Source organism: Metapseudomonas otitidis (genome assembly GCF_011397855.1).
GTDB lineage: Bacteria > Pseudomonadota > Gammaproteobacteria > Pseudomonadales > Pseudomonadaceae > Metapseudomonas > Metapseudomonas otitidis.
Map to the genome: position 1 here is coordinate 4,687,753 of NZ_AP022642.1, position 14,759 is coordinate 4,702,511.

14 protein-coding genes are annotated in these 14,759 nt (G+C 64.0%); 4 read left to right on the forward strand and 10 right to left on the reverse strand.

All coding sequences use genetic code 11. The features are described from left to right. The gene (locus tag PotMrB4_RS21660) at positions 1–1,701 is read right to left on the reverse strand and encodes an OmpP1/FadL family transporter (protein ID WP_172434444.1); all 1,701 of its coding nucleotides are present in this window, start codon (positions 1,699–1,701) and stop codon (positions 1–3) included. A 478-nt stretch (positions 1,702–2,179) separates the two neighbouring features. Between PotMrB4_RS21660 and PotMrB4_RS21665 the strand changes: the two genes are divergently transcribed. Continuing rightward, a complete protein-coding gene (locus PotMrB4_RS21665) occupies positions 2,180–2,596 on the forward strand; it encodes a quorum-sensing-regulated virulence factor family protein (protein WP_044414279.1) in 417 nt (138 codons plus the stop codon). Positions 2,597–2,800: 204 nt separating this feature from the next. Further along, positions 2,801–3,874, forward strand: coding sequence for an LOG family protein (locus PotMrB4_RS21670; RefSeq protein ID WP_044414282.1), 1,074 nt, complete (start codon positions 2,801–2,803; stop codon positions 3,872–3,874). A gap of 60 nt (positions 3,875–3,934) precedes the next feature. Here PotMrB4_RS21670 and recX read toward each other — a convergent pair whose 3' ends face one another. The 3 genes from recX to PotMrB4_RS21685 all read right to left on the reverse strand — a co-directional run bounded on the left by recX (position 3,935) and on the right by PotMrB4_RS21685 (position 6,055). Further along, positions 3,935–4,399 carry a recombination regulator RecX gene (recX, locus tag PotMrB4_RS21675; RefSeq protein WP_074971922.1) on the reverse strand — a complete coding sequence of 155 codons (465 nt, stop codon included), beginning with the start codon at positions 4,397–4,399 and terminating at the stop codon, positions 3,935–3,937. Positions 4,400–4,403: 4 nt separating this feature from the next. Beyond that, positions 4,404–5,456, reverse strand: coding sequence for a recombinase RecA (gene recA / locus PotMrB4_RS21680; protein ID WP_044414285.1), 1,053 nt, complete (start codon positions 5,454–5,456; stop codon positions 4,404–4,406). An 86-nt stretch (positions 5,457–5,542) separates the two neighbouring features. After that, positions 5,543–6,055, reverse strand: coding sequence for a CinA family protein (locus PotMrB4_RS21685; RefSeq protein WP_172434445.1), 513 nt, complete (start codon positions 6,053–6,055; stop codon positions 5,543–5,545). A 125-nt stretch (positions 6,056–6,180) separates the two neighbouring features. Between PotMrB4_RS21685 and mutS the strand changes: the two genes are divergently transcribed. Continuing rightward, positions 6,181–8,760: a DNA mismatch repair protein MutS gene (gene mutS, locus PotMrB4_RS21690; protein WP_172434446.1), complete on the forward strand. Its 2,580-nt coding sequence runs from the start codon at positions 6,181–6,183 to the stop codon at positions 8,758–8,760. A 137-nt stretch (positions 8,761–8,897) separates the two neighbouring features. Then, complete coding sequence (gene fdxA / locus PotMrB4_RS21695; protein ID WP_044414294.1) at positions 8,898–9,221, forward strand: ferredoxin FdxA; 324 nt, start codon at positions 8,898–8,900, stop codon at positions 9,219–9,221. A gap of 463 nt (positions 9,222–9,684) precedes the next feature. On the opposite strand, the gene rpoS is transcribed toward fdxA, so the two are convergent. From rpoS to ispF, 6 genes are all read right to left on the reverse strand, one after another. Continuing rightward, positions 9,685–10,686 (reverse strand): RNA polymerase sigma factor RpoS, encoded by a 1,002-nt coding sequence (gene rpoS / locus PotMrB4_RS21700; RefSeq protein ID WP_044414296.1) that lies wholly within the window; start codon positions 10,684–10,686, stop codon positions 9,685–9,687. A gap of 103 nt (positions 10,687–10,789) precedes the next feature. Beyond that, positions 10,790–11,644 carry a peptidoglycan DD-metalloendopeptidase family protein gene (locus PotMrB4_RS21705; protein ID WP_160480372.1) on the reverse strand — a complete coding sequence of 285 codons (855 nt, stop codon included), beginning with the start codon at positions 11,642–11,644 and terminating at the stop codon, positions 10,790–10,792. A 154-nt stretch (positions 11,645–11,798) separates the two neighbouring features. Beyond that, entirely contained in the window at positions 11,799–12,476 is a 678-nt protein-coding gene (locus PotMrB4_RS21710; RefSeq protein ID WP_044414301.1) for a protein-L-isoaspartate(D-aspartate) O-methyltransferase, read from the reverse strand. Then, positions 12,476–13,225: a 5'/3'-nucleotidase SurE gene (surE, locus tag PotMrB4_RS21715; protein WP_074971927.1), complete on the reverse strand. Its 750-nt coding sequence runs from the start codon at positions 13,223–13,225 to the stop codon at positions 12,476–12,478. Before surE ends, PotMrB4_RS21710 begins: the two co-directional genes overlap by 1 nt. After that, complete coding sequence (truD, locus tag PotMrB4_RS21720; RefSeq protein ID WP_172434447.1) at positions 13,213–14,271, reverse strand: tRNA pseudouridine(13) synthase TruD; 1,059 nt, start codon at positions 14,269–14,271, stop codon at positions 13,213–13,215. The genes surE and truD overlap by 13 nt, the downstream gene beginning before the upstream one ends. Further along, positions 14,268–14,741: a 2-C-methyl-D-erythritol 2,4-cyclodiphosphate synthase gene (gene ispF / locus PotMrB4_RS21725; RefSeq protein ID WP_074971929.1), complete on the reverse strand. Its 474-nt coding sequence runs from the start codon at positions 14,739–14,741 to the stop codon at positions 14,268–14,270. The genes truD and ispF overlap by 4 nt, the downstream gene beginning before the upstream one ends. Between the last annotated feature and the right edge of the window lie 18 nt (positions 14,742–14,759).

Genomic DNA, 14,759 nt, shown 5'->3' on the forward strand with positions numbered 1-14,759 from the left:
TCAGAAGGTGTGGTTGAGGGCCAGCCCGATGAAGTGGATCTGGGTCTTGTACTCGCCCTTGTAGTTGCCCCCGTTGCCGGTGCAACGCTGGCCGCTGTCGACGTAGAGGCCGCCGCTGCCGGGGACCCAGCCTGCGGGGGAGCAGTTGTCGGTGTAGTCCATCTTGCCGGTGTCGAACTGCACGAAGCTGTAGGCCAGGTCCACCGAGGTGTCCTTGAACAGCTGGTAGTTGGCGCCGAACGACAGCCAGTAGCGATCCGCGTCGGGGAAGCCGGGGTGGCGCGTGCTGGCGCCGCTAACCGGGCTCTTGTCGTAGGCAACGCCGGTGCGCAGCAGCAGGTCGTCGCTGTACTGGTAGTTCATCCCCAGGGAGATCTTGTAGGTGTCGTTCCAGTCCTGGCGGACGTTGAGATCGCCCTCGGTGACGCCGTTGAAGTAGGGGTAGCCGGCCACCTGGTCCAGGCCGACGCCGATGGTGCCGAGCCGGGAGTGGCGGGTCCAGGTGACGTCGGCCATCAGTGCGACCTTGTCGTTGAGCTGGTGGAAGGCGTTGATGGAGAGCGACTCGGGGGTGTCGATGGAGGTGCTGGCCTTGGAGTTGGGGTGCAGCCGGGTGGCGGCGAAATCCCCCGGGTTGACCCAGTTGGCCGGGTCCAGCACCAGTTCGAGCTGGTCCTTGGGCGGCAGGGTGATCACACCCAGGTCGATGCCGCCGCTGAGGTCCGCGGTTGGCGAGGGCACGGCGCCCTGGACATCGGCGAAGCTCCACTTCGACTCGCCCTTGAGGGTGTGCTTGATGTGGGAGCGGTAGGCGATGCCGAAGCGGGTCGACTCGGTGGGCTCCCAGAGGTAGCCGATGTTCCAGCCGAACCCCCAGTCGTCGCCCTTGGCGCGGAAGTAACCGTCGCCCTGGACGTTGTCGGCGAAGTTGGAGGCCACGCAGTCGACGAAGGCGTCGCCGCTCTGGCCGTTACAACGGGTGATTTCCTCCGGCACGCTGACGCCGTAGAGCAATGGGATCGTGGCCTGGCCGAGGGGCGAGGCGGCCAGCTCGGTGACCTGCTGGTTGGCCGCGACGAACTGCCCGGCCAACTGGCGGGACGCGCCCTTCACATCCGCCGCCCCACGCTGGACCGACTTGATGTACTGGGCCGAGACGCCGAAGCCGATGCTGTGATGCTCGTTGAAACGGTAGGCGATGCTGGGGTTGAAGTTGACCGTCTCCAGGCTGGCCGACTGGATACCGTAACGGCCGCTCCAGTCCTCCTCGTAGTCGAGCTTGGCGCCGTAGGGCACGAAGATGCCGAGGCCGACGGTGACCTGGTCGTTGATCTGCCGGGAGAAGTAGAAATTCGGCGCCGCAGCGGCATCCGGCAGGTAGGAACCGGCATCACCGTCACCGCTGCCGGTGGGGTTGCCGAAAACGTCGGTGCTGCCCTTGTCCTCGTATTCGCCACGGGGGATGAGGATGCTCATGCCGGTGGTCATCTGGGTACCCTTCAGACGCGCCAGGCCGGCGGGGTTGTAGAAGATCACCGAGGGGTCGGCTGCTTCGGCACCATTGGCGTGGGCGGTGCCCTGGGCGGACACGGACTGGGACCCGAAGTGGTAGCCCGAGGCCAATGCCGGGACGTGGAAGGCAAGCACGAGGCTGCCGCCGCAGAATGCGGTCAGCCAGCCGGCAGGACGAGTTGTTGTCATTGTTCTCGACTCCGAACTGTAGCGGCGGGGAACATGGCCCCGCCCTTTGTTTTCAATGACCCGCACGCAAGGCCTGGGGTGGCCGGGTCATTCCTCACTGGACACCGGAAGGCATCACGGGTTTTGGGACAGTTCGTGTTTTGCCGTCGATCCCCATCCTTAAGTCGAGGTGGGCCCTGCCTCGTGGTCATCTGCCGGTAACAGAACGCAGCCACGACGCAGGGGCCAAGCGAAGCGGCAATCTGGCCCGCGCCCCTTGTGACGGGGTTCGTTCAGGTAGGGCGGGTTGTTACGCATGACCACAGGCTGGCAGGCCGCCAGCACCGGGGGACCGCTCGTCGGCACGGTCCTGCGTTGGGAACGCCGACGGATCTTGATCTGCGGGCGGCGCTTGTTCAGGATGCGCGCACCAGGCTCCCGGGCCATGAACACTCGGCCGCAGCCAGAGTCAAAGGCTGCCCCACCCTCGGAGATTCGTATGCAACGCCTAACCCTCGCCGCCCTCGTCCTTCTCGCGCCCATCGCCGTGCAGGCGGCCTCGCTCAAGGATTTCGAGCTGACCAAGATGCTGGAGAAAGTGGCTGAGGAGAGCAGCGTCGGCACGCCCCGCGCCATCAACGAGGACATCCTTGACCAGGGCTACACGGTGGAAGGTACGGAGCTGATCAACCACCTCAGCGTCCGCCCCGCCCACGCGGCCCAGATGCGTGCCAACCCCGACTCGGTGCGCGCCCAGCTGGCCAACAGCGTGTGCCGCAACAACGGCTACCGCCAGTTGCTGGCCCGTGGCGCGGCGCTGCGCTATGCCTTCACCGAGTACAAGAGCAATCGCCCGGTCACCAACGAACGCTTCATTGCCAGCGACTGCGGCCTGAAGGCCTCCACGGCCAAGTAACACCGCCTTCCCCTCCTGCCTGCGGCTGCCGGCCCCCGTGTCCTACAGGGGGCTGGGGTCGAGGCTGCGTCTTGCGGCTGGAAAAGCCCGAGGCACTCGCGCAAGCTGTCCCAGCGTCCTGCATCCGGGTCGAATGCCCCGTTGGCAGGGCTCTGGCGCGCCCACCCCGGGCGTGCCTTGCAGTTGCTGAGCAAGGAGAACGCTATGCCTTTCGAACCGGATGACTACCTCTCCCGGCACTTCCAGACCAGCGGGATCGACCTGGCGCAAAAGGTCGACGAACTGGTCGGGCTGGTGGTTCCGCACGAAAGCCCCAACCTGTCCCTCTACCGCGAGATGGTGACCACCGTGGTGCGCATGGCCCAGGCGGATCGCAACCGCTGGGACGCCAAGATCATGCTGCAGACCCTGCGCGAGATGGAGCACGCCTTCAGCGTCCTCGAGCAGTTCAAGCGCCGTCGCAAGGTCACCGTGTTCGGTTCCGCACGCACGCCCGTGGAGCACCCGCTGTACGACCTGGCCCGCCAGTTGGGCGAGGCCATCTCCCGGCTCGACATGATGGTCATCACCGGTGCCGGTGGCGGCATCATGGCCGCCGCCCACGAAGGTGCCGGGCAGGAAAACAGCCTGGGCCTGAACATCACCCTGCCCTTCGAGCAACGCGCGAACGCCACGGTGGCGGGCACCGACCACCTGCTGTCGTTCCACTTCTTCTTCATCCGCAAGCTGTTCTTCGTCAAGGAAGCCGATGCCCTGGTGCTGTGCCCGGGCGGCTTCGGCACGCTGGACGAGGCCCTCGAAGTGCTCACCCTGATCCAGACCGGCAAGAGCCCGCTGGTGCCGGTGGTACTGCTGGACGAGCCCGGCGGCAGCTACTGGAAGGATGCGCTGGACTTCCTGCACCGCCATCTGGAACTGAACCGCTACATCCTGCCCAGCGACCTGCGCCTGGTTCGGCTGGTGCACAGCGCGGAAGACGCGGCCATGGAGATCGCCCGCTTCTACGGCAACTTCCACTCCAGCCGCTGGCTGAAGAGCGACTTCGTCATTCGCATGAACCACCCGCTGACAGAGTCGGCCCTTCACACCCTGCACGAAGAATTCAAAGGCCTGTGCCTGCAGGGCGGCTTCGAACAGCGCCCCTACTGCGAGCCTGAGCGGGACGAGCCGGAGTTCTGCCACCTCATCCGCCTGGCGTTCCGCTTCAACGGCCGCGACCACGGGCGCCTGCGGGAGCTGGTGGATTTCATCAACCTGCCGGAACACTGGGTGCGCTGACGTCCAATGAAAAAGCCCTGCCAGGTACGCCTGGCAGGGCTTTTCAGTACGTACAACACCTCAATCGTCCAGCGACGAGCCTCTCAGCAAGCGGCTGATCATCTCCATCGAATACCCCCGGTAGGCCAGGTAGCGCCCTTGCTTGGCACGCTCCTTGGCGTCGAGAGGCAATCGCGCGAACTTGCGCGTCCAGGTTTCACGCAGGTGCGCGCCCCAATCGATGTCGGCTTCACGCAAAGCCGCCTCGATGGCCGGACGGGGCAAGCCACGCTGGGCCAGGTCTTCACGGATACGGGCAGGCCCGTGACCGGAGCGGGCACGGCTGGCAATGAAGCTTTCGAGGTAACGGGATTCATCGAGAAGGCCCTCGTCGGCAAGCCGGTCGAGGGCACTTTCGATCAGTTCAGGCGGGGCGCCGCGCTGACGCAGCTTGCGCGTCAGCTCGACGCGACCGTGCTCGCGCATCGCCAGCAGGTCCATCGCGGCCCGCCGCACGGCGGCGGGGCTGTCGAGCACGACGGGCACGGGATCAGGCGTCAGCGTCGGCTTCAGCGGCTTCTTCGGCGGTGGGGACGAAGTCCTGCTTGCCGTTGTTGCGGTTCAGCAATTGCTCGCGAATCAGCTTCTCGATGGCCTTGCCGGTTTCCGGGTTGTCCTCGAGGTACTTGGCGGCATTGGCCTTGCCCTGGCCGATCTTGTTGCCCTGGTAGCTGTACCAGGCGCCGGACTTCTCGAGGATGCCCTGCTGCACGCCGAGGTCGATGACTTCGCCGCTGCGGTAGATGCCCTTGCCGTAGAGGATCTGGAACTCGGCCTGACGGAACGGCGGGGAAACCTTGTTCTTGACGACCTTGACGCGGGTCTCGCTGCCCACCACTTCCTCGCCTTCCTTCACCGCGCCGATGCGGCGGATGTCCAGACGAACGGAGGCGTAGAACTTGAGCGCGTTACCACCGGTGGTGGTTTCCGGGCTGCCGAACATGACGCCGATCTTCATGCGGATCTGGTTGATGAAGATGACCAGGCAGTTGGCGTTCTTGATGTTGCCGGTGATCTTGCGCAGGGCCTGGGACATCAGGCGGGCCTGCAGGCCGACGTGGGAGTCGCCCATCTCGCCTTCGATCTCGGCCTTGGGCACCAGGGCGGCAACGGAGTCGACGATGATCACGTCGACCGCATTGGAACGCACCAGCATGTCGGTGATTTCCAGGGCCTGTTCGCCGGTGTCGGGCTGGGAAACCAGCAGGTCATCGACATTGACGCCCAGTTTGCCGGCGTAGTCCGGGTCCAGCGCGTGCTCGGCGTCGACGAAGGCGCAGGTGGCCCCCATGCGCTGGGCTTCGGCGATCACGGACAGGGTCAGGGTGGTCTTGCCCGAGGATTCCGGGCCGTAGATCTCGACGATACGCCCCTTGGGCAGGCCGCCGATGCCGAGGGCGATGTCCAGCCCCAGGGAGCCGGTGGAAATGGCCGGGATGGCCTGGCGCTCATGGTCGCCCATGCGCATGACCGCGCCTTTGCCGAACTGCTTCTCGATCTGGCCCAGGGCAGCCGCCAAAGCACGCTTCTTGTTCTCGTCCATTGAAGTCCTCGCTCATCAAGAGGGCCTGACGGCCACCAACAACTGTATAAGTAGACAGTATTATTTCACAGGAAACTTTCGCTCGCCTACCCCTCGAACGGTTTTTCTCCTGCAGCTAGTCGGATGACACCGGGGAGGGCCGTTTCCACCGTTTGCCGACGCACCTGCTGGCGGTCGCCCACGAACTGGTAGCGACGACTGTGGCGCGCGTCTCCATCGGCCCAGGCGATCCAGACGGTACCGACCGGCTTCTCGGGCGAGCCCCCATCAGGCCCCGCAACGCCGCTGACTGCGACGGCGAATCGCGCGCCACTGCGGGCCTGCGCGCCTTCGACCATGGCCAGGACCACCTCGCGGCTGACCGCACCGACCTGGCTGAACAGGGCTTCCGGTACACCCAGTTGCGCCGTCTTCTGAGCATTGGAATAGGTGACATAGCCGGCTTCGAACCAGGCGGAGCTGCCCGGGATACGGGTGATCGCTTCGGCGATGCCACCTCCGGTGCAGGACTCCGCCGTGGTGACCTGCGCTTTTATGGCCGCCAGGGCCTTGCCAAGGCGGGCGGCAAGTTCGGTCAGGGAGAGATCGGTGTCGGGCATGTGCAACTCCGGGGTTAAAGCAGGCAAGCCGGATACCGTACACTAGCGCCCTTCCCATGCAAGACCGGGCATCGGTTCATGGCAATCGGAATGCCCGGCCCCACCTTCAGAATCGCGAAGCACCGATGGCCAAAGATACCCAGGACCTTTCCGAACACACGCCCATGATGCAGCAGTACTGGAAGCTGAAGAATCAGCATCCGGACCAGCTGATGTTCTACCGCATGGGCGACTTCTACGAGATTTTCTACGAAGACGCGAAGAAGGCGGCCAAGCTGCTGGACATCACCCTGACCGCGCGCGGGCAGTCGGCCGGCAAGGCGATTCCCATGGCAGGCATCCCCTTCCACTCCGTGGAGGGCTACCTGGCCAAGCTGGTCAAGCTCGGTGAGTCGGTGGTCATCTGTGAACAGATCGGCGACCCGGCCACCAGCAAGGGCCCGGTCGAACGCCAGGTCGTTCGGATCATCACCCCGGGTACCGTCAGCGATGAGGCCCTGCTGGACGAGCGTCGCGACAACCTGCTCGGCGCCGTGCTGGGTGACGAGCGCCTGTTCGGCCTGGCCGTGCTGGACATCACCAGTGGCCGCTTCGCCGTGCAGGAAATCAAAGGCTGGGAAAACCTCCTGGCCGAGCTCGAGCGCCTCAACCCGGCCGAACTGCTCATCCCCGACGACTGGCCGCAGGGGCTGCCGGCGGAGAAGCGTCGGGGCGTGCGCCGCCGCGCGCCCTGGGACTTCGACCGGGATTCGGCGAAGAAGAGCCTGTGCCAGCAGTTCGGCGTACAGGACCTCAAGGGCTTCGGTTGCGAGAACCTGACCCTGGCGATCGGCGCGGCAGGCTGCTTGCTGGCGTACGCCAAGGAGACCCAGCGTACCGCCCTGCCCCACCTGCGCAGCCTGCGCCATGACCGCCTCGACGATACGGTGATCCTCGATGGCGCGAGCCGTCGCAACCTGGAACTGGACGTCAACCTTTCGGGCGGACGGGACAACACCCTGCAATCCGTCGTTGACCGCTGCCAGACCGCCATGGGCAGCCGGCTACTTGGGCGCTGGCTGAACCGTCCGTTGCGTGATCGGGCCGTGCTGGAAGCACGCCAGGACTCCATCACCGCGCTGCTGGACGGCTACCGTTATGAAGGGCTGCAACCGCAGCTGAAGGAGATCGGCGACGTCGAACGGATCCTCGCCCGTATCGGCCTGCGTAACGCCCGACCCCGTGACCTGGCTCGCCTGCGCGATGCCCTGACCGCGCTGCCGGCACTGCAGGACGCCATGAGCGGCCTGGATATCCCTCACCTCCAGACCCTGGCCGGCAGCATCCGCACTTATCCGGAGCTGGCTGACCTGCTCACGCGCGCCATCATCGACAACCCGCCGGCGGTCATTCGCGATGGCGGCGTGATCAAGACCGGATACGACGCGGAACTGGACGAGCTTCAGGCGCTCAGCGAGAACGCCGGCCAGTACCTGATGGATCTGGAAGCCCGGGAGAAGGCCCGAACCGGGCTGCCGAACCTCAAGGTCGGCTACAACCGCATCCACGGCTACTACATCGAACTGCCACGGGTGCAGGCCGAGCAGGCACCTGCCGACTACATCCGGAGGCAGACGCTGAAGGGTGCCGAGCGCTTCATCACCCCGGAACTCAAGGCCTTCGAGGACAAGGCGCTATCGGCCAAGAGTCGCGCCCTCGCCCGCGAGAAGATGCTCTACGAAGCCCTGCTGGAACTGCTGATCGAGCAGCTCGCGCCTCTGCAGGACACCGCAGCCGCGCTGGCCGAACTGGACGTGCTGAGCAACCTGGCCGAGCGTGCACTCAACCTCGACCTGAACCGCCCCCATTTCGTCGACGAGCCCTGCCTGCGCATCACCCAGGGCCGCCACCCGGTGGTGGAGCAGGTGTTGGAAACCCCCTTTGTCGCGAACGACCTGACCCTGGATGACAGCACGCGGATGCTGATCATCACCGGACCGAACATGGGTGGTAAGTCGACCTACATGCGCCAGACGGCCCTGATCGTGCTGCTGGCCCATATCGGCAGCTTCGTGCCGGCAGCACGGTGCGAGCTTTCCATGGTGGATCGCATCTTCACCCGCATCGGCTCCAGCGACGACCTGGCGGGCGGGCGCTCGACCTTCATGGTGGAAATGAGCGAAACCGCGAATATCCTCCACAACGCCACGGACCGTAGCCTGGTGCTGATGGACGAAGTAGGCCGCGGGACCAGCACCTTCGACGGCCTCTCACTGGCCTGGGCAGCTGCCGAGCACTTGGCCAAGTTGCGTGCCTACACCCTGTTCGCCACTCACTATTTCGAACTCACGGTGCTGCCGGAAAGCGAGCCGGTGGTGGCCAACGTGCACCTGAATGCCACCGAGCACAATGAGCGGATCGTCTTCCTGCACCATGTTCTGCCAGGCCCGGCCAGTCAGAGCTATGGGTTGGCGGTAGCGCAACTGGCGGGCGTCCCGGGTGGAGTGATCCAACGAGCACGCGAGCACCTGGCACGGCTGGAAACCACCAGCCTGCCCCACGAATCGCCCCAGGCAGCGCCAGGGAAACCCGCGCCGCCTATGCAGAGCGACCTGTTCGCCAGCCTGCCCCACCCCGTGCTGGAGGACTTGGCCAAGGCCGATCCGGACAACCTCACGCCCCGGCAGGCACTTGATCTGCTTTATGCCCTGAAATCACGAATCTAACGCCGAGGCAAACAAGCTGTTAGAATCCCGCGCGCTCTGGACGAGCTTCGGTCGCCAGCCTGAGCCGGGATAGCCGATCCAGAGCAGGAAGCCCATGAAGTCGGGCTTCCATGCCGCCGCTTGAGGAGAGAATCAGAATGACCTTCGTCGTCACCGACAACTGCATCAAATGCAAATACACCGACTGCGTGGAAGTCTGTCCGGTAGACTGCTTCTACGAAGGCCCGAACTTCTTGGTGATCCACCCGGACGAGTGCATCGACTGCGCGCTGTGCGAACCCGAGTGCCCCGCGCAAGCCATCTTCTCCGAGGATGAAGTACCGGAGGACATGCAGGAGTTCATCGAACTGAACCGCGACCTGGCGGAAGTCTGGCCGAATATCACCGAGAAGAAAGAAGCCCTCTCTGATGCCGAAGAGTGGGACGGTGTGAAAGGCAAGCTCCAGCATCTGGAGCGCTGAAAAGCACCAAAAGAAAAGGCCCGCGAAAGCGGGCCTTTTTCATTTCTTGCGGGCAAAAAAAGGGGCGGTTGCCCGCCCACTCTTTTGTCCCTATCCCTTTGTTTCCTAATCATCATCCTGATGAACCGCATCCTGCGGCGTTCCTGGCAGAAATCCGTCTCTGCCTGCAACCATTCCGTGTCGCGTGGAAGTGATATTAACGGCTTCCCTAAACGGGACAAGCTCACCCCATGGTGCTGGAGAGCAGTGCTCTCGCTTTTTATTTAAAAAAATATTCTTTAATTTCAATTAGATAGAAAAAAGAGAAACCTAAAAACCCCGTTCACGTCGCGTTCTTTACACACTTCACTTACGCCACATGTAAGCGATAGCTTACAAAAGCTCTATCATTTCGGCCGGACACTTGCTGAGACCCCCTCAATAAAAAACCCGGCCGAAGCCGGGTTCTCAAGGGCAGCTCGCCTTATTGGAAAAGTGCGTCGCTGGAAAGCCCATTCTTTTCAAGGATTTCACGCAGGCGCTTCAGGGCCTCAACCTGAATCTGGCGCACGCGTTCTCGGGTGAGGCCAATCTCCTGGCCTACCTCTTCCAAGGTGCAACTCTCATGGCCACGCAGGCCGAACCTGCGCACCACTACCTCCCGCTGCTTGTCCGTCAGGTCGGAGAGCCACTGGTCGATGCTCTGGGACAGATCATCGTCCTGCAGAAGCTCGCAGGGGTCGGTGGGGCGGTCGTCGGTCAGTGTATCCAGGAGGGTCTTATCGGAGTCTGGGCCAAGGGAAACGTCAACCGAAGTCACCCGCTCGTTCAGGCCGAGCATGCGCTTGACCTCTTCGACAGGCTTCTCCAGCAGGTTGGCGATCTCTTCGGCCGATGGTTCGTGGTCGAGTTTCTGGGTCAACTCACGAGCCGCACGCAAATAGACGTTCAGTTCCTTGACCACGTGGATCGGCAGCCGGATGGTCCGGGTCTGGTTCATGATCGCGCGTTCAATGGTCTGACGTATCCACCAAGTGGCATAGGTGGAAAAACGGAAGCCACGCTCGGGATCGAACTTTTCAACCGCCCTGATCAAGCCGAGGTTGCCCTCTTCGATCAGGTCCAGCAGTGAGAGACCGCGATTGACATAGCGTCGAGCGATCTTGACCACCAGCCGGAGGTTGCTTTCGATCATACGCTTGCGTCCGGCGGGGTCGCCCCGCTGGGCCAGTCGCGCAAAGTGGACTTCTTCTTCTGGAGTAAGGAGAGGGGAAAAGCCGATTTCGTTGAGATAAAGCTGGGTCGCGTCCAATGCGCGGGTGTAGTCGATGTACTTGTGTTGCTTGGGTGAGTTCGACTGCCTCGAACGCGTGCCAGACGAAGTTGCCTCGGGCTCCTCGGTCAGCACGTCATCCACGATGCCCGGCTCAAGAATGAGCAGGTCGTCATCGACATCAAACTCCGGCGCTTCTTTGTTGAGTGCCATTGTTGTTGTCCCTTGCTGAGTTCGACAACAAGCCCTGGCGATACCATTTCCCTGGCTACGCCTGAGCCCGTCCAACCTACGAGGACGACGGGCTGAACAACGATCAGCGAGGCGGCAGATATTGCAGCGGATCTACAGGCTTGCCCTGGCGGCGAATCTCAAAGTGCAGCTTCACCCGGTCGGTACCTGTGGAGCCCATTTCTGCAATGGTCTGGCCAACCTTGACCTGCTGTCCCTCCCGAACCAGCAACCTGCGGTTGTGACCATAGGCGCTCACGTAGGTATCGCTGTGCTTGATGATCACCAGTTCACCGTAGCCCCGTAATCCACTTCCGGCATACACAACGGAACCATCAGACGCAGCTAAGACAGGCTGGCCTAATTCCCCGCCTATATCAATGCCTTTATTCAAACTTCCGTTTGAGGAGAATCGGGCAATCAACGGACCGCCCGCCGGCCAGGCCCAACCTGCGACAGGGCGCCCGGCTGGAGGGGCTGGAGGGGGCTGGGAGACACCCGGAGCAGGCTGCGGCCTGGAAGTGGCCGGCGGCGTCTTGGCAGTCGAGGACGGCGGAACCGGTCGTGTCGACGGCGACGTCGTAGGAGCCGTTGCCACAGTACGAGTGGGGGTTGAGCCGGTCTGGCCGTCGAAACGGATGACCTGGCCTGGGCGGATTACGTAGGGAGCCGGAATGCTGTTGCGTGCCGCAAGGGCCTTCCAGTCCCAGCCGAAACGGAACGCAATGGAATAGAGGGTATCGCCCCGCTGGACACGGTACTGCCCGGAGGTGGTCGGCTGTCGCTGCGTGCCGGAGGCCGACGGGTTGTTCCGGTCCACGACCTGGACACCACCCTTGGGCGAGCTGGCGCACCCCGCCACCAACCAGGCGATGACGACCATCGCTGCCAGTGCGCGCATGCTTCCAGTGCTAATCCCCTGCCGAATGGCCAGGCTCATTCCCGTCCCCTTTCCCTACGTCCCAAGGTCATGCTTATTGTTGCCGATTATATCTGAGGGGCACGTTATCCACTGCGCACCGCGGCGCAAGACTACGCCCGGCTACCAGCCAATCAGAGAGCCGACTGGCCTTGCAGGTTCCTTGCTGGCCGCATCAGGCCAGCGGACCACTCAGCAAGGGTACGAACCGCACCGCGTCGAGGATGTGCCGGGAGAAACCGTTTTCCTCGCGGACGATCAGCATCAATTGCTGGACGTCCCCTGCCCCGACCGGAATCACCAGCCGCCCACCCGGTGCCAATTGGTCCAGCAGCGCTTGCGGGACCTCGGCGGCAGCCGCCGTGACGATGATGCCGTTATAGGGTGCCAGTGCAGGCCAGCCTTCCCAGCCATCGCCCCAACGGAAAACCACGTTGCGCAGGTTCAGCTCGGCCAGACGTTCCTTCGCACGATCCTGCAGTGCCTGGATCCGCTCGACGGAGAACACCCGCTCCACCACCTGCGCCAGGATCGCGGTCTGGTAGCCGGAACCGGTGCCGATTTCGAGCACCTTGTCCAAGGGCCCCGCCGCCAGCAGCAGCTCGCTCATTCGCGCCACCATGTAGGGCTGCGAGATCGTCTGGTTGTGGCCGATGGGAAGCGCTGTGTCTTCGTAGGCCCGGTGGGCCAAGGCCTCATCGACGAACAGGTGGCGCGGGGTCCGACGGATGCTTTCCAGCACATGGGCGTTGGACAGCCCTTCCTCATAGAGGCGCTGGATCAGGCGTTCGCGCGTGCGCTGCGAGGTCATGCCGATGCCCCGGCGCAACAGATCATCCTGCTCGCGAGCCATCAGGACAGGCCTCCCAACCAGCTATCCAACGAGTCGAACGCCTGGGTGAAGGTGCGATCGAGCTGAAGCGGGGTGATCGAGACATAGCCCTGCATGACTGCATGGAAATCAGTCCCGGGTCCACCATCCTCCGCGTCCCCGGCGACCGAGATCCAGTAGCCCTCCTTCCCCCTCGGGTTCACCACCTTCACCGGTGCGGCTGCACGAGCGCGATGGCCAAGGCGGGTGAGCTGGATGCCACGGATATGGTCCAGCGGGAGGTTCGGGATGTTCACGTTGAGCACGGTGCGGGGCGGCAGGTCGAGCTGCTCGTGCGCCTCCACCAGCAGGCGGGCGAAATGCGCCGCTGTCGGCAGGTTGTCCGGCTGCCGCGAAAGCAACGAGAAGGCAAAGGCCGGACGGTCGAGGAAACGCCCCTCCAAGGCAGCAGCCACCGTCCCGGAATAAAGCACGTCATCTCCCAGGTTGGCGCCCAGGTTGATGCCGGAGACCACCATGGCAGGGGCCTCCTCCAGCAATCCGTTCAGGCCGAGGTGCACGCAGTCGGTCGGGGTGCCGTTGATGCTGATGTAACCGTTGGCCAGGACCTGCGGATGCAGGGGGCGGTCCAGCGTCAATGCACTGCTGGCGCCGCTCCGGTCCTGATCGGGCGCGATGACCACACACTCGGCATAACCCTCGAGCGCAGCATGGAGGGCAGCGATACCGGGTGCGTTCACCCCGTCGTCGTTGGAAATCAGAATACGCATGGATTGTCCGTGTGCCCCACCGGCACCAGATCGACAAGCTCGCGCACCACAGCGGTAGCGAAGCATCCGGCCGGCAGGACGAATTCCAGTTGCAGAACGTCAGGCCCGGGATAATGCCACGTAAGTCCCCCGATGGGGAGGCGCAGGATGCGCCGTTCGTGCGCCATGCCCGCCTCGACGAGCCAGTCACGCAGGGCCGGCTCGGCCAGCGCCACGGATTGCTCCAATGCCTGCGTCGAACCGCCGGCCGGAGAGTCACCCTGGCCCCACAGCGGGCCGGTGGGATGCAGATCGAGAATCGCCAACCTCGGGTCGGCGCACTCGGCCTCTCCTGCCGGGAAGAAACTCCGGCTGTCGGTGAAGGCCAGGAGATCGCCGACCTGCGCCTGGTTCCAGTTGCCATTGGCCACACGCGCAGCCAGTACCCGGTTGAACAAGTAACTGCGGCCTGCCGAGAGCAAACGGGAGCGCAGGTTACGCTGCTCGGGCAGTACCCGCTGCTCGGCGAAGTGCCGGGCCTGCAGCAGGTTGCCGCCCTCGTGGCCAAAGCGCTGCAGGCCGAAGTAGTTGGGCACGCCGACGGCAGCCAGCGTCTTCAGCCGAGCCTCCAGGGCTGCCGGGTCGGCCTGCAAGGCCGTCAGCCTCAAGGTGAAGCCGTTGGCCGAGTGGGCACCACGCTGCAGCTTTCTCTTATGGCGGACCTGGCGCAGGATGCGCAGGGTCTCGCCTTCTGCCGAAGCAAGGTCCGGATCGGCCTTGCCCGGCAGGTGCAGGCTGAACCACTGGCGGGTCAGCGCCTGGCGATCCTTCAGGCCGGCGTAGCTGATGGCCCGCAGGGGAACGCCCGCAGCCCGCGCAATGCGCCGGGCCGCTTCCTCGGTATTGAGGCCGCGCTTTTCCACCCACAACCACAGGTGTTCACCTTCACCCGCCAGGGGAATGTCCAGCACCTCGTCCACCTGGAAGTCCTCGGCCACCGCCTTGAGGACGGCCTGGCCGAGCGCTTCGCCATGGGCCCGGGGCCCCAGCAGTTCGAGTTCGGTCATAGCGGCAGCAGCAGGGCAACAGCGTGGACGGCGATGCCCTCTTCACGCCCGGTGAAACCGAGCTTCTCGGTGGTGGTCGCCTTGACGTTGACCTGGTCGATACCGACCTCAAGGTCAGCCGCAATGGCAGCGCGCATCGCCTCGATGTGCGGCGCCATCTTCGGTGCCTGGGCCACGATGGTGGCGTCGACGTTACCCACCTTCCAGCCCTTGCCCTTCACCTGGGCCAGGACATGGCGGAGCAGCACGCGGCTGTCCGCTCCCTTGAACTGCGGGTCGGTGTCCGGGAAGTGCTTGCCGATATCACCGAGTGCCGCCGCACCGAGCAAGGCGTCGGACAGTGCGTGAAGCACCACGTCGCCGTCGGAATGGGCCACCAGGCCGAACCTATGGGGGATGCGTACCCCGCCGAGGGTGATGTGATCACCGTCACCGAAGCGGTGTACGTCGTAACCGTGTCCAATGCGCATGAGAGGAATGCCCCGTAA

Bases quoted from the DNA above. Each gene is read 5' to 3' on its own strand.
- PotMrB4_RS21660 (WP_172434444.1), bottom strand. From the start codon at position 1,701: ATGACAACAACTCGTCCTGCCGGCTGGCTGACCGCATTCTGCGGCGGC.
- PotMrB4_RS21665 (WP_044414279.1), top strand. From the start codon at position 2,180: ATGCAACGCCTAACCCTCGCCGCCCTCGTCCTTCTCGCGCCCATCGCC.
- PotMrB4_RS21670 (WP_044414282.1), top strand. From the start codon at position 2,801: ATGCCTTTCGAACCGGATGACTACCTCTCCCGGCACTTCCAGACCAGC.
- recA (WP_044414285.1), bottom strand. From the start codon at position 5,456: ATGGACGAGAACAAGAAGCGTGCTTTGGCGGCTGCCCTGGGCCAGATC.
- PotMrB4_RS21685 (WP_172434445.1), bottom strand. From the start codon at position 6,055: ATGCCCGACACCGATCTCTCCCTGACCGAACTTGCCGCCCGCCTTGGC.
- mutS (WP_172434446.1), top strand. From the start codon at position 6,181: ATGGCCAAAGATACCCAGGACCTTTCCGAACACACGCCCATGATGCAG.
- fdxA (WP_044414294.1), top strand. From the start codon at position 8,898: ATGACCTTCGTCGTCACCGACAACTGCATCAAATGCAAATACACCGAC.
- rpoS (WP_044414296.1), bottom strand. From the start codon at position 10,686: ATGGCACTCAACAAAGAAGCGCCGGAGTTTGATGTCGATGACGACCTG.
- PotMrB4_RS21705 (WP_160480372.1), bottom strand. From the start codon at position 11,644: ATGAGCCTGGCCATTCGGCAGGGGATTAGCACTGGAAGCATGCGCGCA.
- PotMrB4_RS21710 (WP_044414301.1), bottom strand. From the start codon at position 12,476: ATGGCTCGCGAGCAGGATGATCTGTTGCGCCGGGGCATCGGCATGACC.
- surE (WP_074971927.1), bottom strand. From the start codon at position 13,225: ATGCGTATTCTGATTTCCAACGACGACGGGGTGAACGCACCCGGTATC.
- truD (WP_172434447.1), bottom strand. From the start codon at position 14,271: ATGACCGAACTCGAACTGCTGGGGCCCCGGGCCCATGGCGAAGCGCTC.
- ispF (WP_074971929.1), bottom strand. From the start codon at position 14,741: ATGCGCATTGGACACGGTTACGACGTACACCGCTTCGGTGACGGTGAT.